The sequence below is a fragment of the Segetibacter sp. 3557_3 genome (assembly GCF_004354985.1).
Lineage (GTDB): Bacteria > Bacteroidota > Bacteroidia > Chitinophagales > Chitinophagaceae > Segetibacter.
Genome location: NZ_SMSK01000018.1, coordinates 33379 through 52616, shown reverse-complemented (window position 1 = coordinate 52616; position 19238 = coordinate 33379). Strand labels below are relative to the sequence as shown.

Here is a 19238-nt window from a genome sequence, read left to right as displayed (position 1 = left end):
AAACAGGCGAGTCTAAATCATTATTGTCACCTTTAACTTTTACTTTGAAAATATCAGTGATTATTCCGGTTAAGAACAGGGCAAAATTATTACACCTAACCTTAGAAAATATCCGTCACCAAAGTTTGCAACCCTATGAAATAATCGTTGTTGACGACGGATCATCCGATAATTTAACTGAGCTAATACAAACTTATCATTCTTCAGTGATTTTCACTAAATCTGAAGGAGTAGGACCGGGTGCAGCACGTAACACAGGGTTGAGGCTGGCAAGTGGAGATTTAATTCAATTTTTCGACTCAGATGATCTCATGACTTCTAACAAGTTGCAGGTTCAAAGTAATTTGTTGATTTCGAAGAACGCAGATTTCGTGTACGGCCCATGGGTGAAAGCAATTTATGATGCAGGCAAGTGGAAACAAGTAGATGTAATTATGCAATATTCCGCAATGCCAAATGGCCGTTTAGCGGACCACGTTTTAGGCGGCTGGTGCAATATCACCCAATCAGTGCTCTTCAGAAAAGATTTGATAGTTGAGGCAGGGCCATGGCGTGAAGACTTAATGCCTCATGAAGATTACGAATTTTGGTTCCGAATTGCTAAACTCGCAAAAAATTATCACCACGAAAATGATAGCTGTGTGATATACCGGCAACACCAGAATCAAATAACGGACATGCACGTTTCTGATGAAGGCAAATGGATTGATGGCTTAAAAGCGAGAGACATTATCGAAAAAGGAATTGACTTCAAGTCAGCTTGGTCAAGTAGATTAATGTTTAAGGCTAGCCTGGCTGCTTCACGGTTTCACTTTGTTAAGAAATTTGGGGTCAGACCTGAAGTAAAGTTAACAAGAACAGACTGGTTCTTTAGATATGTATACGAGGTGAAACGAAAATATGGTCAGCTTCAAACTGGAACTTCATGGCAGAAAATGCACGGGGTACTCCACCGGCACCCAGAAGTATTCGAAAATTACGTTCGACAGTTAACTTGAAAGTTCGCAAGTTAGAGGTCGATTAGTTACAAACTAGCGATCCTATATACTGAACTCTAGAAATGAGCTAAGCTAATCAATTATTATAACAGTCCTTAAGTCATGTCCCGTGACGGTAATTTATTTGCCACTTTGATGCTAGCAAATTGATTGAATTTGCGAAATCTTTTCTGAACTTACTTGTATTTCCGCTTTAAATAGATACCATGAGATTAGGTTTCTTAATTTTATCTTGTAATGAACCAGATGAGATTTACACTAAATTACTGACATTTTTAAGTGGTTTTTCTAATGCCATTACATACGTTCATCACGACTTCAATCAGTCTTCATTATCAGCGGAATTTATTTCACAACAGCAGATCGAAATTGTCAAGCCACACTACAAAACGTATTGGTCACATGTTAATAATGTTTTAGCGACAATTGAAGGCTTAAGGCAAATGATCAAGAGTAGTGCACCACCTGATTGGTTTATTACCCTGACCCCTAACTGCTTTCCGATAAAAAGCAAACAAGAAATTGAAACTTTCTTCAATAATGCTGTCGACGACGCGTATATAGATATGCATCGGGTCAAGGATGGCAATTTTGGTGAACTTGACAAATGGCTTTTGCGAGACATGGAAAAGCAACTCTGGTTTAGGCTCCCCTTTTTGAATAGAAAAGCACAACCCGTTTTTAGAAATGTGCGTAGAAAAATACCCGTGGCAAGAAACCCTTTTTTAAACGGCACCTATGAGTATTATCATGGTTCAAACTATTTCTTTTTAAACAAAACCGCTGCTTTAAAACTAGTCAATGAAGATTCATTAATATCCGACCTGATCCAATTTTATCACAGGTATATCATAGCGAATCCAAATATGCACCCTTGTCCACAAGAGACCATTATCCAAACTTTTCTTGCAAACCAGCCGGATCTTAAAATCAATTTCAATAATTACAGGTTTATTGATTGGAACAATGCAGTAAACTGGAGTCCTAACTGGCTTACCAAGCGACATTTCCCTGAAATTAAAAACACTGATGGCATCTGGGCGAGGAAATTAAGATATCCCGAGTCTAAGACCTTAGTAGATGAAATAGAGAGAATGCTACTCTAACAAAACCTGTTACACGCACTAAATAGCTTTGGCTATCAAGCAAAAGGGAAAAGATGCTTGTTTTGATTATTCAAAAGATTTCGTACTCTCTTGAATAATAAACGAAGTATAATGTCGATTTTGAATTCAACTCGTCGAATATGTTTGATTTTAGGCAAGAGCAGAAATGACTTACTGTATGTGTTCGGGGTAAACGCTGGATTAAACGGCATAGCCAATTTTTTATAAAAGGTGTAAGAAAAAATAAATCATAGATCTCACATACTTTCATTACAGTTTACAATGGATAAGATTTCAATTCTAATACTAAAGTCATTAAACCGAATTAATGCCAAACTCTCAACTACAGAGAAAGTTGGATATAGTGAAAGTCTTGTTGAACTAAGTGATCGAGATGCTTACAATTTAATAAAGGAGAAGTTAGCTGGAGATAATCCATGTATGATTGCTCGATTCGGCAACGTTGAATTAAACTGCTTGTTACATTATCATGCTATCACAGATAAAGGTGGCTTTCTTAAGAAATCATACGATTATATCAAAGGCGACATGTTTCCGTTTTGGTGGGACAAAGGAATATCAAAATACATGGGCAACAATGCCGGATTCATTAATCCAACTTCGGAAAATCTTCATCGTTTTTGTGAGAAAATGATTGAGGACATGGCGGAGCTTGACGTTTTAGGATCTTGGTTAAAAGGAGAGGAGCATTTCCTTCCATTTATGCCAAATGCCAACAAAGTAAAACTAGGTGCTTTTGCGCCATGGAACTATAAAGATCCTTGGAGTAGTGTGTTGGAAGAAAAAAAGGTGCTTATTGTTCATCCTTATGAAAAAAGTATTCGACAACAGTTTCTTAAAAGGGAAATGCTTTTCCCTGATAAAAGAATCCTGCCCGCTTTTGAATTGTTGACAGTTAAAGCTGTTCAATCTATCGCTCAAAACGAAACGCCATTTTCTGACTGGTTCGATGCTTTGCAGTACATGGAAGAACAGATTTTGAAAAAAGATTTTGACATTGCAATTTTAGGTTGTGGTGCATATGGCTTTCCTTTAGCCGCTTTTATCAAAAGAATGGGGAAAAAGGCTATTAATATTGGAGGCACAACTCAGATACTTTTTGGGATTAAGGGGAAGAGGTGGGAAAATCATCACCCCGAGAAGTCTTTCTTCAATGAGTACTGGGTTAATCCGTTGGCTGAAGAGATTCCCCAGAATTTTCAGCAAATAGAAGGTGGATGTTACTGGTAAAAGGGCTTGACTGAAAATTGCCGTGAATTCCACTCCCTAATCAAATCAGATGCGAGTCGATGAGGTGTAAACTAACTTTATAAAATTGAGATTTTCTGAACCAATTTCGAAATGTTTATCTAACATTCGTGAAATTACTTTGACAATCTCTTTCTTTAGATTACTTCCACTCGGTATTTTGTAATTGACGTATTTGACACCCTACTTTAACTTAATGAAGCTCAAAAAACAAATATTATTTATTGGTAACGATTTTGGAAGAACCGGTGCGCCTTTATTATTACTTGAGATCGCCAAATTTTTTAAAGCGCAGGGATGGGAATGTTTCTTCTTTGTGGAGGCAGGTGGAATTCTAGAACCAGAGTACAAAAAGCTGGGCAAGATTTACCTGTACACCCTGAATTTTAATAAATATAGAAAGAAGCTAGTCCGCTTTCCACTGAAGTTTCTTTGGAATCTCTGCTTGAGAAGTCTATGGCGGTTGCAGATAGCTTGGCGATTAAAATCGTTAAAAGCTGACGTGATTTACTGTAATACCGGAGTTAGCGGTTACCTTCTTTCCTCTCTGCAGCCAGTTGATTCACCTGTAGTAATGCACATCCATGAAATGGCGTTTATTCTTAAACATCATTGTGGTTTAAAGTTTACTCAAGGTATCAAGTTTGTAGACAGCTTCATCGCTGTTTGTGAAGAGTCGAAAGCAACACTTGTTAGGGACTACCAGATTCCGGCAAATAAGATTAGCCTAATTCCAGAGTTCGGCATGATTGAAGAATGGAAACCTACACATCGACAAGAACCGTCAGTATTTAAAGTTGGTTGTTCAGGCTATCCTGGATGGAGGAAAGGGACGGATTTATTGCTGCAAGTAGCGCAAGAGACAAAAAAAAGAGCAGGCAGCTTCGACATAAAGTTTTATTGCGTCGGGTATAACACCGACGATTCAGAAAACATTTCCTACAATTTCGATTATCAGAAGGCAGAATTGTCGGATATTCTTGAGTTCGTTCCCCCTACGCGGAACCCTCTTCCAATTTATTCACAATTTCAACTTCAGCTCCTTCTTTCCAGAGAAGACCCAAACCCGCTGGTGGTTCTTGAAATGGGCGCGCTCGGTATTCCCGTCGTTTGTTTCAAAGGGTCAGGACGTACCAATGAAATTGTAAAGAATGGTGGAGGACTGGAAGCAAGCTACCTAAGCATAAGTGAGATCGTGGATGCCATCTTTGAATTAAAAAACAACCATAAACTTCGGGAAGCATGTTCTTTAAAGATTCAATCTGAAGTAAGAACAACTTTCAACAAAAGCAAGATACTTCTTGATATTAAGAAGGCTGTTGATGGAATAAGCAAGTGTGCCTGAAAAGTGTTTATGTACTTCAATAACTTTATATTGTTGGCCAGTAATTCAATCAGCATTAACGATTTAAAAGTCATCAAATTATAACGATCAATGTGTGCTTTCCTCTATGATGATACAAGATGTGAGTACCTTCGCAAGTTGTCGAGGAGCTAGAAGATACACAGTTCAATACCTTCGAATATTCACAAGACCCTGGTGATGCCAGATGTAAGATAACTATCAAACTAGGCCTCACTTGTTCATTAGAATGATCAAATGAAAATGGAATTGATTGATTATGGTTTAACCATCTTCTAATATGTAATAACCCCTTGTACGTAACAAAAATTTTATTTATTAATCTTCTCTGAACTCAAAGATGTCGCCTTGCTCTAATCTTCTCTCAAGTTTTATTTGTTACTTCTTTAGTGTAGGTTTATGAAACAGGTCTAAGAGAAGACGCAATTAATATACGGGGATGCTATACTTATGTATTTTGGAATGAAAGCCAGCTGAGATTTAGTATGAGATACGGTAAGCACATTTTTGTTTCGTCAAGCTGATGCATTGAAATTCCAAATGATAGCTTAATAATGCACGTTGTCTATGTTTAGCATGCCAATTCCTGTGCTTTCGAACAAGCCAATGGTAGTTGAGATTGTTCGGAATCACTTAAGTCTTTTTTAAACAACAAGTATGTTGAATATTGGACATTTCCAGTTTACTTTAGTCTCTACTGTCTTCAACGAATCAAAAAGGCTCAAGCAAACTATTGCTGACCTGAATTCGCAAACACTTCAGCCAGCAGAGATTATTATCACCGATGCTGGTAGTACCGACGGAACCTTTGAGATCCTTGAAGAGTGGAAGAGAAGCTCACTTATTCCCATTCACATTATCTTGAAGCCAAAGTGCAATGTAGCGGAAGGAAGAAACCTGGCTATCCGGGCAGCCAGTTACGATCTAATTGCAAGCACCGACTTTGGATGTAGGTTTCACAAAGATTGGCTCCGGTCTTTAATCACACCTTTCCGGGATCCCGATGTAGATGTAGTTGGAGGATCATTTACTGTAATCGAATCTGATATCAGTACGAAGGCAGCCAAGGCTGCTTACATTATGTCGAATGGTTATAGCATAGACGTCAACGCACCATGGTTTATTCCTTCGTCACGATCTATTGCTTACAAACGTGAAGTATTTACTGCTATCGGGGGTTACTGCGAATGGCTGACGCTTGCCGCCGACGACCTTGTTTTTGGTAAAGAGCTAAAGGCACATGGCTACCGGATACAAATCGTGGATGAGCCTTTTGTTTATTGGGGAAGGCATCAGAAAGGCATTGGCTACATTAAAGAGGCTCAGCGGTATGGGCTTGGAGACGGAGAGGCCAGGGTGAATTCGCGTAATTTTTTAAAAAATAGCATCGAACTAATTCTACGGTATCTGTTTTTCACCCTTTTTACAACTTTTCTTGTGCTTTCAATCGCGGGAAAGCTGGACCTGATATACTTTCTACTGCTATTACCTTTAGCAGCAGGCATGCGGTCATATATCTCGTACACGAGCTGTTGGCTTCGATTTAGATCTAAAAAGTACGATTTCCCGACTTACGTTTATGGCTTTTACTTACTTGACGCCACCAGGTTTAGCTACATTAAAGGCTACCTTACAGGATATCTATATTCAAGCGACTTGCAAAAGGAAGAAGCAAAGGCATTGAAGAAACGATTGGCTTCACCGGCGGCCAACATCCGCAGCCTTGAACCAGCCTGAGAGGTGCATTGATCCATGATATCCTTCAGCAACTGTTTACTTGCTAACTGTTCGTTACATTTTATATTAGCAGGCAAGGATACTTTTTGCTGGTATGCAACGTTCTGGCTTACAATCACGTCTATCTTGAAAATAATTTTTATGATATCCTTGCGTTTTTTAGGCAAAGTTGTGGTTTGTTCTTGTTTACTAGCTGCCTATAATAATACGGCAACCGCTCAATGCAATAAGGAAAAAATTCCGGTGCAAAGCAATGCACACGGTAAAAATATTCCGAATTCCGTTCCGTTTGACGGTGGAGCAACCGCGCTGCTGATTGCCGGTGGTGTATATGCCATTAAGAAATTGTACAATAAGCCCAATCAATCGAAGTAGGGCAAATTAGAAGTAAGATGCGGATGTCAACTGGTGTAAAACGTGAACAAATACAAGCCGTTACCCGGTTTGTTGTTATCTTTTCTGCTCTCGTAATTGGTTGGCAAATACTTAACCCGTTCATTCACCGGCTGGACCCATGGCTTACACTGCAGTCTGCTAAGGGTAGCAATGTGCTGATCAATTTACTTGGGTATAAGGCTTTTTTAAAAGGCACCATTGTGAACGTCAATGGGCTTGATGTTGTTTTTGTTGACCATCCCTGTAATGGTCTTGTATTGTTTGCACAGTTTGCCGGTTTGATCATTGCCTTACCGGGATCCGCTGCTAAAAAGGTTTGGTTTATCCCTGTTGGCATAATGATCATTCATGTTCTGAACCTGGTAAGAATTTCAGCGCTTGCACTTAATGCCGTTTACGATTACCGTTCGCTTTCTTTTAATCACCACTATCTTTTTAACATCATAGCTTACTCGTTAATCTTTGTACTTTGGTCAGTTTGGCTGAACCGGTACTCGGGAATAATGCAAGGGACAGGAGCGCTGAGTAGAGTGCACCTGTCCACTACAACCGATCTCTAACGAAAGGCTTTTGACCTGCCGGTCAAATCGGATTATCCATCCATTTTTGCCCTGTACAGGCCTATATTCTATGAACCTTGTTATATATAACATTAATAGCTTTGGCGGTAACTATGAATATGTACAGTACCTACACCGTCAATACCTACTGCATCCGGAAGTAAAAAGTTGTACTCTTTTGATGCCGGCAAATGCTATTGTTGGAGGTGCGAATTCAAAGATTTTGTTGTCCGACATTTGCACATCTTCAAACAAATGGGTAAGGAGATTTTATTTCCTATACCGAAGCTTTATAAATCCATTCAAGCTATTTAAATTTTTGCGTAATCAACCAAAGTCGATTGTGCTCTTCAACGATTTTGATCAACCTACCGCAAACTTCTGGGCGCCATTTTTTAAGCTCTTCAGATCACATCGGTTTGCAGTTATTCTGCATGACCCTGACAGAGATCAGTTCTTTCCATTTAAGGCTTTGTCCCGATTTACCATGTCCAGCATCATGTCGTTCATGGATGTGGCATTCTACCACGGTGTATTACCCGACAGGCCATATTACAAAGGGAAATTCTGCAAAGTAAAAGTGCCTCATGGAATTTATGATAATAGAGAATTTAACCAGGCATTTCTTGAAGAAATATTACATCAAGCAAATGGTTCAGCAATCGTTGGCGTGCTGGGGAACATCCGGGAGGAGAAGAATTACGAGGTTATCATCGAGAGTTTAAAACACCTGAAGCACGTAAAGTTATTGGTGGCAGGGCAGGCATCAAATTCCGGAGTTTCAGTTGGTCATTATCATGAACTTGCTGCGAAATTTGGCGTTAGTGAACAGATTATATGGGTGGACAGGTATTTGGATCAGCACGATTTTAATGCGGCGATTGAAGCTTGCAACATTGTGTTATTGTATTATAAACCCTCATTTACTTCTCAAAGCGGGGTGCTGAACAGCATCGCTACATTTCACAAAATGCTTATTATATCAAACACAGAAAGCTCGCTAAAAGACTGCGTTAGTGCTTACAACCTTGGAGCGATTATTCCTCATAGCGACGTTGATCAGCTAACAAAAACTATTGTCGACTTGCTGGAACACAACCCTAAAAATCTGGCGCAAAATTGGGAAAATTACATCCGGGAGGCTAGTTGGGAAAAACACGTGGCTATTGCAGTCGAAAGCTATAAACAAATTTTGGGATGAGCATGAACTTGATAGGGGGTTCTATCCTCAATTACTGTTATAATAACCTGATAAGCCATTTTCCTTCCCACTTTGTAAGAAAGAGCTTTTTGCGGGCTTTTAACAAAAATATTCACAGCACTGCAGTAATCCTAATGCATTCAAAACTTCTCAATTTCTGGAAGATCGAAATCGGGGAAAGCGTGGTAATCAACCAAAACTGCGTGTTAGATTGCAGGCGATATAAAATAATCATCGATAATAATACTGATATAGGGCCATATACCAGGATATGGACCCTCGGCCACAAACCAGATTCAGAAACGCATGAATTGTACGGTGGGGACGTTAACATAAGCCATCATGTATGGATTGCGTCTGGAGTAACGATTTTACCGGGTGTAAATATTGGAAAAGGCGCGGTTATCGCGGCTTCTTCGGTTGTTCATAAGAACGTTCAGGAACTCGACATTGTAGCCGGCAACCCGGCTTCGTTTATCAGAAAGCGTAAAAATTCACTGACCTACACCCTGAAGTTTAACCCTATTCTCGAATAGCATTGTATACTTTGTTGCATCAAGGCGATGACATCATTAAATTCTATTTCGTTTAAAAATCCCTGCCTTGGCAATTACAACAGAAAGAAGCGCTAAAGTAACAGTAGTGGTCTGTGGAAGGTTTCACTTTCATAAATACATCCACCTGATCGCGAACAAAGGGATACTTAAACGATTTATCTACTCTTATAAGGTCAGGTATGACTTTAAGCTTAGTAAGAAGCTGTTAAAGAATTACCCTGCAAAAGAGTACCTGATGTATTTGGGTGCGAAATTCATCAAGGGAACACCATTCTTTAAATACGTACGGCTTTTACATAAGCTGTGGCAGGTACAGGTACTAACACTGGAGCCTGAGGGTAATGTTGCTCACTTTCTCCTTCATGGCAATTGCTACAAGATCATCGAGCGCTATAAACAACGGGGGATTCTAATAATCGGAGAAGTAGTGAATGCCCACCCGATTGAACAGGAGAAGCTGCTTGAACGTGAGCACCTAAACTATGGATTGCAATATACATCTGGAGAGAAAACCTTTCAGAGCAGCATCATAAAAGAGCTTATGCTTTGCGACAAGCTACTGGTGCCTTCTACATTCATAAAGAGTTCACTTGTTGCAAATGGGATTGATGACAGTAAAGTTAAGGTGCTTGCCTACGGCACAGAGCATGTCACTGAAACTGGTAAAAACTTTAAACATATCAAACATGGCGAAAAGATCAGTTTGATATTTGTTGGAAAAATAACCTTTAGAAAAGGGGTAATTTATCTTTTAAAGGCCTTTGAACTGCTCCAACGAAATGGGTATCCTGTAGAACTTACGCTTGTAGGGAGCATCGATGAAGCTTACCTGCCAATAATAAAAGGTCATCTCAGTCGTTTGAGCATCACACACGTTAGACATTTACCTAACGTGGAAATATTGGCAACTATCGAAAAACACCATTTGATAGTAATTCCAAGCATTGAGGACGGATTTGGCATTGTTGTGTCAGAAGCACTATCAGTGAACGTTCCGGTAATCGTTACCAAAAATTGCGGGGCAGCTGAAATCGTGGTAAATGGAATCAATGGTTTCGTAATTGAGCCATCTTCGGAGATTTCGATCTACGAAGCCGTTGTACAATCTATTGATCACCCCTTTTCAGCCGGAGACAAGAATATAACATGGGATCAATATGCTGAATGTCTCGCAAGGTTTTATGAAGAGACGTTATTAAATAATTAGTGGTGGAAATACTGGTTTACTTTTTTTTGCTGCTTGTAGTCTATAAGATATGTTCATTGCATGTGTCATCGATTGCATTTGTGTTCTCTATACTTACGTTGATGCTTTACATTGTTCCCTATCTTCAACTTTTTCCTACGTTCAGGAAATTAGGTCTGGTGAATAATGAGTACGAGTTATCGTTTATGGCCTTCATATTCCTGTGTTATGTCGGCTTTATTGCAGGCGACTCAATGGGATTAAATAATCAACAAGGAAACAACGGAGTTTTGTCAACTTCTGTTGACTACAAAAAGTATGAAAACTATTCTATCCAGACCGGGGTTATTGGGCTCGCTGGGTATGGCTACTTTATTTATAAATCGGGTCCTTACTACTTTTACGGGCACAACAGTGGAGATTTTAGCGTAGGTGGCTATATCTATGAATTGAGGTACTTCATTTTTTCATCGGTGCTCTTGTTATTCAACTCCTTCCTGAATAAAACGCTTTCAAAAAAGGGATTGATTTTCCTGGCATGTATTCTCCTGTTTCTTTGCTACGACGCCTATATTCAACAACAACGGGGAAGTTGGATCAGATTAGGTGTAATTTTAATTTTCTCCTATTTGTTTAACCAGAAGAATCAAATGAGCCTGCGCCTGACTACGCTGTTGTCCAAATACAAAGGTATAGCGATTTCGGGGGCAGCATTAGCGCTTTTACTCACCTTAACGGTTCAGATCAGGAAGTTCTACTCACCCTATACGACTTTTTCCGAGCAAATAAACCTGACTATAGATCGCCTTGTCGAACAACCTGAGCTGCTTATTGGCGGATCAGGAATAGACGAAGGCAACGAGTTTGTTACTGCATATAACGCCTTCCAGGCAAACCAGGTTGCGGTGACTTGTGATTATGGACTTAAATGGCTTTATCCATTCATCAACTTCATTCCGCGGGCTATGTGGGCGGAAAAGCCAACCTGGTTTTCATTTTCGACTGATATTTTCACGGTGATGAGGAAGTACAGCAACATTAAGCCGGCACAGGGCTCAGCTGAAACCGGCATGATTGATAGCTTTTATCGCTTTTTTTGGGGAGCACCCTTATTTTTTGTATTGTTTGGCTACTACACCCGCTTACTGCACAAAAGTTCGTCGACCAACTTCGGATCAAGGCTGTTTTATATTTGCTTGTATGTGGGTTGCTTTTACTTTATTACACAGAACATGATGCCCATGATCATCTTCACACTGTATATGTACATTCCGATCTGGGTTGTTTTAAAAACCTGCTTCAAAGTTCGTAAGCTCCAATATGCCTAAACCTTCACTTTCTTTTTATACCAATATACCAACACCGTATCAGCTTGCGTTTTTTGAAGAATTAGCGGTGCTGTTCGACCTGACAGTGATTTACTATGCAGTTTCGGAGAGTAACCGGGAGTGGAGTTTTACCCCTCCGAGTAATTACGAAGCAGTTGTGCTAAGAGACAATTTCATCGCCCGTTTGCTCCAAAAGCGGGTACTGGACTTTCATTTTAGTTGGGACATTTTTTCAGTTTCCTCAAGAGACAAAAGCCAATACGTCATTATTGGAGGCAGTTACGCCTCGCCGAACGCAACGGTAGCACTGTTGATTCACCGCTTTAAAAAAAAGAAAGTCGCTTATTTTTCTGAACCCCTGTTTGAGGTTAAGAGTCCCTTGAAATACAGATTTAAGTGGTTATACCTCAGAATCCTCAACTACTGCTGCAAGGCTATTTTTTGCGTAGGCAAAAAAGCAGCGGAAAGCTTTATTGCTTACCAGGTTAACCCCAAAAAGTTTATCATTCCTTACAACATCGACGAGAGAAGCTTTACTGCGCTTGACCCTGCAGTACTTGGAGAGTACCGTAAAAAATATAAGCCCAACAACGAAATAATCATCCTGTCATCGGGTGCGTTAATACAACGTAAAGGAATGGATATCCTGGTTAAAGCGATGAAAAAGGTAGATCATCGCAACCTTCGACTTATCATCCTGGGCAGTGGGGAGGCGCAGCAAAGACTTGAAGAATTAAGAAACGGGGATGAGCGGATAAGCTTCATGGGATTTCAAAAACCGGAAGAGCTAAAGTATTTTTTCGGACTTGCAGACATTTTTGCTTTTGCGAGTCGCTACGATGGATGGGCCGTGGTGATTAACGAGGCAATAGCCGCAAACGTGCCGATCGTGTCAAGCAATACAGTTGGTGCATCGGTAGAACTGATCAGTTCTCCTGATTATGGCATATTGTGCGAAACTGAAGACGTGGATGCCTTTAGTCGAGCTTTTAATCACCTTATAGAAAATCCAGGTGAAAGGAAGCGAATACAACAAAGTTCGAAGGAACTTATACCGCTGATTTCATCCCGGTATAATGCAAAAAAAGTTCTGGATATATTTCGCACGCAACTCAACTAATCTGTTGCTTCAAACACCTGATTAAATAATGAAGGTTTTACTTGTTGGCCCCTTTCCTCCTCCAATTAATGGCTGCTCGAATGCGAAACCAAAGCTTCTTAGCAGAAACCGTCGCCACCCATAAAGAAATTGAGGCGATGTACGGAAAAATAGCGCCTCTACGATCCACCAGAGTTGAACGAACCAGCGGGACTTACCTCGGGAGCCCGGGGGCAACTTAAATAAATCAAGTCGTTGATATTCCATGAACAAAGGCGATTTATTAGACGAGACATAATCTTCCGCAGTAACATTCGAATACGCTCTATCAATTTCAGGACTTTTCTTGACCATGCCGGTTAGTTAAACTTGTGAATAGTAAGAATAACGGGTTTTTAAGGGTGTCTATTTTATTACAGTCAAATATATATTTGACAATCAGCTATATTGAGCACATCAGGATTGGGAATACCGCTCCAACGCCCTCTCTAGCCCGCCAGCATACTCGTAAAAACGTGCCAAAGTACTGAGAAAACACGGTTTCATTTACATCGATGGCCTGCTGATAAATTGCTAATAATTAGTTAATACAAGCGAACCGCTGTAAAACAGGTAAGGTAGACTGATTGCACCAGGTGGGTGAACCCCAGCACCTACGTAAAGTGATTGGCAGAAAACCCCCTGGATTACCCAGGGTAGAGGTGTTCTTCACATCTTTCTGCATGCAGCTAAAGCTGCTCATAGATGATGTTACCCAGCATTCCGTTCAGGATCATATTGAGTAGGAAATTTTGATCGTTGTTCGGCCCATTCGTTCTTATGCTTCCGTCCATGTTGATATCCGACGTGGTATACATATTCATTAAAACACTCGAAATCGAGCCCTCGAGACCTGAATTTTGGATTTGGTTTTGATCGTTATCGGGGCCGTTAAATTTCACATTGTTATTAACGTTTGCATTTCCGGCCCGCATTGCCCAGATGCTTCCAATCTGAACCGTGGAAGAGTAGCTTTGATTGCTAAATGAACTAGAGGCAGATGTGGTAAAATCGTAGGCTGCTGAGCCACCATTGAAATCTAGGGTCGTTTTAGATTTGATACCAAGATGATTCCTGTGGCGAATAGCCACCTGGTATTTACCCCGGGCAATACCCGGGATCCCAATTTGTGTTGTTGAGCCATCAAGGTCTACGAGCACACCGTCGGTATTCACGAATAATGCCTTTCTTGTTAGGGTACTATTAGTAGCCGAGTCGCGTAATTCCAGTAACACCCAGTCAACAATGTTTTGGTGATTGGCAAAAAAGGTGGCGTTAACCGATTCCGTACCCGTGTAACTAGTGGGTGTTTTATTATAAGGTTGGGTTGCTGCTTTTGCCTGCAAAATACCTAACATATTCAGGGCATTATTCATTCTTCCTGTACCCGCGTTATAAGCCCCCTGCAGAAAAACTTTGCCGTTGAACTTTATTGAGGCACTGTCTACTTGAGGATCTATCTCAGTTGACAAGAAGTTCCATCCTCCGGGAAAAACATTATCGGTGATTGGCTGAAGACCTTTTCCGGTTTTTACTTCAACCCCGTTTCTTACAATGCTAAATGTTGGCGTACCCCGGAACGCGTCGCGATCGATCTCAAAATAAGCAGCCCCGGCGGGTTTCAGTTCGGATAATGTATTGTTGATTTTAAGTTGTGCCGGTGCGGTGAGGTGTGCAGCCATCTTGATTTTGTCGGTTTCAAACCGCGTTTTTATTCCGTATACCTGGTTTCCTCCGCCGACTTCAATATGGCCGGTTGCATAAACGGTTTTGTTCCACCACGACTGATTCAAATGCGCATAGTTACTAAATTCGGTTGGAAGAACGGGGTTTGGGGTCGCTGTACTTGGATGCAGATAGTAGTGCGAGAACATCCTATCCTCTTGGAAAGTAGGGGCAGGCAGGTTGTTTTTGTAAGCCTCTACCCATGGTCTTAAGAATTTTTGAATTCCGCTATGATCTGCAATAGGATACCGTACATTATCGCCAAGGTTGAAGCCTGCGTTTAGCGGGGGAACAAACGACATTCCATTTACAGCAGGAATAACCAGTGGTGATATATAGGAAAGCTCAGCATAATCATTAGCAGTAATATCGCTCATTGCCGTAGGCCTGGAATGGGCAGGAGCTACTAAAAGACTATCCCAGATTTCTGCTGCACCATTAAAACCAAAATCACTGAAAGATACAGAGGCATAAAAAGAACTTACTCCTGCCATCGAAAACTTACCCCTGGGCACTGAGGATTGAGTGATGTATCTATTGGTTTTGATGATAGAGTATTTGTTCCCCTGGTCAACTGCAAAATTGATCAGGCCGTCTATTTGCGGACGGGTATCGTAAAGGTGATGAACCCCTTCGAGGCTACGGGCGTCAGATGTACCAAACCAGCTCAGGTAACCGGAAGTGGTCATATTCTCCCCGAGCCATGTTGCACCATCATTGTAGGAAATAGGGTACCTTGAATGCACCCATAGGTAATAATCGTCCGTTGAAATATTTTGAGCAGCCAGCAAGTTGTCCAGTTGACTTTGGTTGTCCATTTGGTAGTCCCAGCCCGTGTAAACTTTTTTGCCGCCAATGGTAAACAGTGCCGGATGGTTCCAGGTGTCAGTGTACATCTGGCTAACACTTGCAGGCTCTACCCACCAAGATGGACCTGGCATAACCGGAATTCCACCGACCCGGGCAGATGCATCCATAAGTTTTCGCAAGGTTGAAATATAATTGCCGGAATAATCGTCAAGGTGAGCCCAGATCAGGTTATAACCGGATGCTTTCATTTGCTTCAGCCATTCATCCATGTTGTCGGTAAACGCCAGCAGGTTGACCATTACGTGAGCAGTGTAGTATTTGGTGGATGTGAACCCTTGCGGCACAATCGAAATCCATTTATCCGTCTGTTCTGAGACTCGGTCATTTTTGACTGCGATGGCTCGTAGACGGGTCGTTTTGTTTATTGCTAAGGGTGCGTTATAAATAGGGCTCAAGACAGTTGGTGTCGTACCATCCAAAGTATAGTGAATGGTAGCACCGGCCATCAGGGAGTTGGTGGGGCTTTCGGTAATGGATACCAACTGTGTTTGGGTGTACAGGCCGTGCGCGGAAAATACTGGCGGGGCTATTCTTCGGCCGAGGTCCTGTAACAAACGTTTTACATCGTTAAAAAACAAAACGGCTTGTTCATTGCTAAGCATTCCGTTGTCGATACAGTAAAATTGTCCCTTTCCTATGTCGCTGGCATCTCTAAAAACCTGAATGGCCGCGTCCCTTAACTCTGTAGTAGTTGGGGTATTGCTGGTAATGCCAACTTGTCTACCATCAACAAACACTTTTGCAGTATTAAGTGATTGTTTTATTACGTGGAAAAATCCCTCCCTTGATGAAGGTACTCCCCCGCCCACTACAGCATAGTTGGAAGCTGAACCAATATAAGCATTCACACTGGAAGGGGCAACTGCCAAAGTCGAGTAAGGACTGGCGGAATTTGGTAAGCCAATCCATCCCCAACCCTTATCTTCAATCCACATGGAATAACCAAATAGTCCCTGCAAATTAAGTTTGCTCAGATTTGTATTTGAGTTGAGGAAACAGGAACGGTTCAATTTTAACCCTGACGTGGGCGTATAATCAGAAGGTTGAAATCCGTTGTTGGCAATCAAACTTGTTCCCGGAACAGGGAATTTCAACTTCACCAAAGCCGCATTAAGATCTTGTCCTGCAAGTGGTGCGAGGTCGATTATTTTGTCCCAATAATTGTTTGTTTTAGCAGCCCTTACAAATGTATTGACTGCTTGCAGGTCGCTAGCACTGATCACGCCACCGTTTAATCGAATCCTGTTTTCGTAATCTGTTACAATGGTGTTGACATCTGAGCTTTGACTAAAACAGTGTTGAGACAGTATCAGTAATAGAAATAATGTGATTAGAATTTTCATAGCATACTTCGGTTTCGGGGAAGGTGAAACGAATTTCAAACGAAATCATAGAAGTATTGTTGTGCTATTCATAGGGCGTCAGTCGAAATATTGGAAGTTAATCGCTGAACATGGTTTATTAAAATTCTTAATACATTTTTAATTCCTTCTGAAAACATTTTAAGTAAGCCTTCTACCTGTTCTTAGGGCAATGACTCCGAGGAAGTACTCGTCGACTTCACCGCTCCGTCGCGATTACCAACGAAAATTGCAGGTACTCCGCCGTAGATTTTCCCACCTGAAAGATCCTTCAAAACGGATGATCGAGATTTCACAACTGTCCCGAGGCCAATGGTAACTCCCGGCCCAACAAATACATCCGCAGCCAGCCAACACTGATCTTCTATAACAATCGGATTTTTGTTGATCGGAAAATCTGGTCGGGTATAATCATGAGATCCCGCGCAAACATAACAGTTCTGCGATATGACTACATGTTTCCCTATCTCGATGTTACCCAGGCTATATAAAACGACACCATCCCCCAGCCAACTATAGTCCCCTACGACAACTTTCCAGGGAAACTGCATTTGAACAGACGACCGAATCATTACACTCTTCCCAATCTTAGCGCCAAAAGATCTGAAAACAAACCTTCTCCACCCGTACATAAACTGAGGTGTAGTGTTCACAAGCACAGCCTGAATTATCCACCAGAGTTGCACCAGCCAACCTGGCCGACCTCTGAAACCAGCCGGTAGCCGGAACTGATTAAGTTTTTGTACTTGCATTGAGAACTTGTAAAATATTGTTTGTAAATGCATCAACAGTGAAATTTTGTTGTGCATATGCCTTATTTGTATTTGCGTATTTTTGAATCATCTTTGGGAGGTCGGTACTTAGCCTTTCCAGGCAAGCACAAATGTGGGCAGACGATTTCGGGGGAACCAGGAAGCCATTTAGTTCGCTCACAATATCGGGTATACCAGCGTGCCTGGTGCTGATGATTATATTCCCGGTTGCCATGCCTTCCAATAAAGCAATCGGCTGACCTTCCATCTTGTAATAGGTTGGTAATATCAACACATTTGCATCCAACAGTCGCTGTCGTTTATCTTCTCCTGAAATTGTTCCAATGTATTTGACGTTGTCACCTAGGCTTGAGAAGAGGGAGTCCAGCCTCCCGGCAAGACTACTTTCAACTGAGCCGGCAAAAACAGCTTCGAAAAGTATTCCTTTGTCTTTTAATTTACGTAGTGCATCCAGTAGGTCAAATACCCCTTTCTCCTCCATGAGGTTACTCAAAAAAAGGATCCTCAACTTGTCTGTTTGCTTCGGAGCGTCAACTGCAAATAAGGAGTCCTCCACAAAGTTTGGAACAACATATGTTCGCTCATTGTCAAGTAACGACTCAAAATTGTGCCGCAGAGAATGGGAGAGTACGATTCCGGCCCGGGCTTTCGTTACTAAGGACTTAAACATTTTCTTTTTGAAACCCGTTAACGATTTATACTCACTCCCAAAATGGTTACCATGTACATGAATGATAAAGGGTTTCTTTAGGTATAGGCATGAAAAAATGAATGGTGCATACTTTACCACCCCGAAGAAAGTCTGCCCCGGGGTCATATATACAACATCGTACTTACCGACAAACAAGGTTGAACGATAAACATGGAGAAAAGAAAATATCTTTTTTAACGAAAACTTTCCCTGGTTACTTTCGTTTTTAGCTGCACTTGTATTGATAAATCGCGCGTCAATTGATCTTTTTAGGAGTTCGTTATACAACACTGCAGCCAAGATTGGAACCAATGTGATCATTCGAGCATCTGTACATACCCACTTTCCGTGGAAGGTTACCATTGGCGATTATAGCTGGATAGGCGACGGGGTTGTGCTTTACAGCCTTGCCGACATTAACATTGGCAACAATGTCGTAATCTCACAAAAAAGCTACTTATGTGCAGGCTCTCACGATTACAGGTATGTTGAGTTTCCGACAACGAATTCGCCGATAACGATTGAAGATGAGTGTTGGCTGGCTACCGACGTGTTTGTAGCCCCGGGTATAACTGTTGGAAAAGGCACCGTTGTAGGTGCAAGATCGTCCGTATTTAAATCGCTTCCTGCAGGAAAAATTTGTGCCGGCAGTCCGGCGGTATGTTTCCGCGACAGGGAAACGCTTTCATCCTTTAAACAATCACATCACCCTACTGATTGACTATGCCGGTGAACTTTGTGTTCGCTAAGCCCTACCTCGTAGCCAGGCAGGGAACAATTTACTGCGGAAAATAAAGGTTGCTCAGGGCTATGGAGTACAAGGGAGTGACACAACCGGGGTACAATAGCCAACAAATGCCGGAGCACAAAGAATCTTTCCTTGTTAAAATGGGCCGAACAACACAGCTGGCGTTTCCTCCATTCGTCTGCAGGTTGCCCGAGCACTTTCCGCAGCCAATCGCCCACCGGAAAGCACTTA

Annotated in this window: 15 protein-coding genes and 1 pseudogene; 13 read left to right on the top strand and 3 right to left on the bottom strand. The window is 41.4% G+C overall.

Translation table 11 applies throughout. The features are described 5' to 3' along the window. Positions 1-44: 44 nt before the first annotated feature. The 12 genes from EXU57_RS20805 to EXU57_RS20750 all read left to right on the top strand — a co-directional run bounded on the left by EXU57_RS20805 (position 45) and on the right by EXU57_RS20750 (position 12821). A complete protein-coding gene (locus EXU57_RS20805) occupies positions 45-998 on the top strand; it encodes a glycosyltransferase family 2 protein (RefSeq protein ID WP_165958226.1) in 954 nt (317 codons plus the stop codon). 206 nt (positions 999-1204) lie between these two features. Then, positions 1205-2104: a beta-1,6-N-acetylglucosaminyltransferase gene (locus EXU57_RS20800; protein ID WP_133270189.1), complete on the top strand. Its 900-nt coding sequence runs from the start codon at positions 1205-1207 to the stop codon at positions 2102-2104. 282 nt (positions 2105-2386) lie between these two features. Next, positions 2387-3355 (top strand): hypothetical protein, encoded by a 969-nt coding sequence (locus EXU57_RS20795; protein ID WP_133270188.1) that lies wholly within the window; start codon positions 2387-2389, stop codon positions 3353-3355. Between the two features lie 214 nt (positions 3356-3569). After that, entirely contained in the window at positions 3570-4718 is a 1149-nt protein-coding gene (locus EXU57_RS20790; RefSeq protein ID WP_133270187.1) for a glycosyltransferase family 4 protein, read from the top strand. Between the two features lie 675 nt (positions 4719-5393). Continuing rightward, positions 5394-6473 carry a glycosyltransferase gene (locus EXU57_RS20785; protein ID WP_133270186.1) on the top strand — a complete coding sequence of 360 codons (1080 nt, stop codon included), beginning with the start codon at positions 5394-5396 and terminating at the stop codon, positions 6471-6473. A gap of 141 nt (positions 6474-6614) precedes the next feature. Next, entirely contained in the window at positions 6615-6848 is a 234-nt protein-coding gene (locus EXU57_RS20780; RefSeq protein ID WP_133270185.1) for a PID-CTERM protein-sorting domain-containing protein, read from the top strand. A gap of 23 nt (positions 6849-6871) precedes the next feature. Further along, positions 6872-7429 carry an archaeosortase/exosortase family protein gene (locus EXU57_RS20775; protein ID WP_165958225.1) on the top strand — a complete coding sequence of 186 codons (558 nt, stop codon included), beginning with the start codon at positions 6872-6874 and terminating at the stop codon, positions 7427-7429. A 319-nt stretch (positions 7430-7748) separates the two neighbouring features. Next, entirely contained in the window at positions 7749-8630 is an 882-nt protein-coding gene (locus EXU57_RS20770) for a glycosyltransferase (RefSeq protein ID WP_165958224.1), read from the top strand. A 134-nt stretch (positions 8631-8764) separates the two neighbouring features. Then, a complete protein-coding gene (locus EXU57_RS20765; RefSeq protein ID WP_165958223.1) occupies positions 8765-9166 on the top strand; it encodes an acyltransferase in 402 nt (133 codons plus the stop codon). Positions 9167-9233: 67 nt separating this feature from the next. Beyond that, positions 9234-10394, top strand: coding sequence for a glycosyltransferase family 4 protein (locus tag EXU57_RS20760; RefSeq protein ID WP_133270181.1), 1161 nt, complete (start codon positions 9234-9236; stop codon positions 10392-10394). 101 nt (positions 10395-10495) lie between these two features. Continuing rightward, complete coding sequence (locus tag EXU57_RS20755) at positions 10496-11701, top strand: hypothetical protein (protein WP_133270180.1); 1206 nt, start codon at positions 10496-10498, stop codon at positions 11699-11701. Further along, the gene (locus EXU57_RS20750) at positions 11694-12821 is read left to right on the top strand and encodes a glycosyltransferase family 4 protein (RefSeq protein ID WP_133270179.1); all 1128 of its coding nucleotides are present in this window, start codon (positions 11694-11696) and stop codon (positions 12819-12821) included. Before EXU57_RS20755 ends, EXU57_RS20750 begins: the two co-directional genes overlap by 8 nt. 1559 nt (positions 12822-14380) lie before the next feature. Here the strand turns inward: EXU57_RS20750 and EXU57_RS25960 are convergent. From EXU57_RS25960 to EXU57_RS20730, 3 genes and pseudogenes are all read right to left on the bottom strand, one after another. Continuing rightward, positions 14381-16036 (bottom strand): annotated as a pseudogene (locus EXU57_RS25960) (endo-1,3-alpha-glucanase family glycosylhydrolase); the annotation flags it as partial. A gap of 923 nt (positions 16037-16959) precedes the next feature. After that, the gene (locus EXU57_RS20735) at positions 16960-17547 is read right to left on the bottom strand and encodes a WcaF family extracellular polysaccharide biosynthesis acetyltransferase (protein ID WP_133270177.1); all 588 of its coding nucleotides are present in this window, start codon (positions 17545-17547) and stop codon (positions 16960-16962) included. Next, positions 17528-18580, bottom strand: coding sequence for a glycosyltransferase family 4 protein (locus EXU57_RS20730; RefSeq protein WP_165958222.1), 1053 nt, complete (start codon positions 18578-18580; stop codon positions 17528-17530). The genes EXU57_RS20735 and EXU57_RS20730 overlap by 20 nt, the downstream gene beginning before the upstream one ends. On the opposite strand from EXU57_RS20730, the gene EXU57_RS20725 reads away from it, so the two are divergent. Next, positions 18573-18980, top strand: coding sequence for a colanic acid biosynthesis acetyltransferase WcaF (locus EXU57_RS20725; protein WP_165958221.1), 408 nt, complete (start codon positions 18573-18575; stop codon positions 18978-18980). The genes EXU57_RS20730 and EXU57_RS20725 overlap by 8 nt on opposite strands. The last annotated feature ends 258 nt before the right edge of the window (positions 18981-19238 follow it).

What these genes read in the sequence shown, in the direction of transcription:
- EXU57_RS20755 (WP_133270180.1), top strand. Translation starts at nt 10,496, where the DNA reads ATGCTTTACATTGTTCCCTATCTTCAACTTTTTCCTACGTTCAGGAAA.
- EXU57_RS20730 (WP_165958222.1), bottom strand. Translation starts at nt 18,580, where the DNA reads ATGATCACATTGGTTCCAATCTTGGCTGCAGTGTTGTATAACGAACTC.
- EXU57_RS20775 (WP_165958225.1), top strand. Translation starts at nt 6,872, where the DNA reads ATGTCAACTGGTGTAAAACGTGAACAAATACAAGCCGTTACCCGGTTT.
- EXU57_RS20795 (WP_133270188.1), top strand. Translation starts at nt 2,387, where the DNA reads ATGGATAAGATTTCAATTCTAATACTAAAGTCATTAAACCGAATTAAT.
- EXU57_RS20800 (WP_133270189.1), top strand. Translation starts at nt 1,205, where the DNA reads ATGAGATTAGGTTTCTTAATTTTATCTTGTAATGAACCAGATGAGATT.
- EXU57_RS20785 (WP_133270186.1), top strand. Translation starts at nt 5,394, where the DNA reads ATGTTGAATATTGGACATTTCCAGTTTACTTTAGTCTCTACTGTCTTC.
- EXU57_RS20750 (WP_133270179.1), top strand. Translation starts at nt 11,694, where the DNA reads ATGCCTAAACCTTCACTTTCTTTTTATACCAATATACCAACACCGTAT.
- EXU57_RS20780 (WP_133270185.1), top strand. Translation starts at nt 6,615, where the DNA reads ATGATATCCTTGCGTTTTTTAGGCAAAGTTGTGGTTTGTTCTTGTTTA.
- EXU57_RS20735 (WP_133270177.1), bottom strand. Translation starts at nt 17,547, where the DNA reads ATGCAAGTACAAAAACTTAATCAGTTCCGGCTACCGGCTGGTTTCAGA.
- EXU57_RS20790 (WP_133270187.1), top strand. Translation starts at nt 3,570, where the DNA reads ATGAAGCTCAAAAAACAAATATTATTTATTGGTAACGATTTTGGAAGA.
- EXU57_RS20765 (WP_165958223.1), top strand. Translation starts at nt 8,765, where the DNA reads ATGCATTCAAAACTTCTCAATTTCTGGAAGATCGAAATCGGGGAAAGC.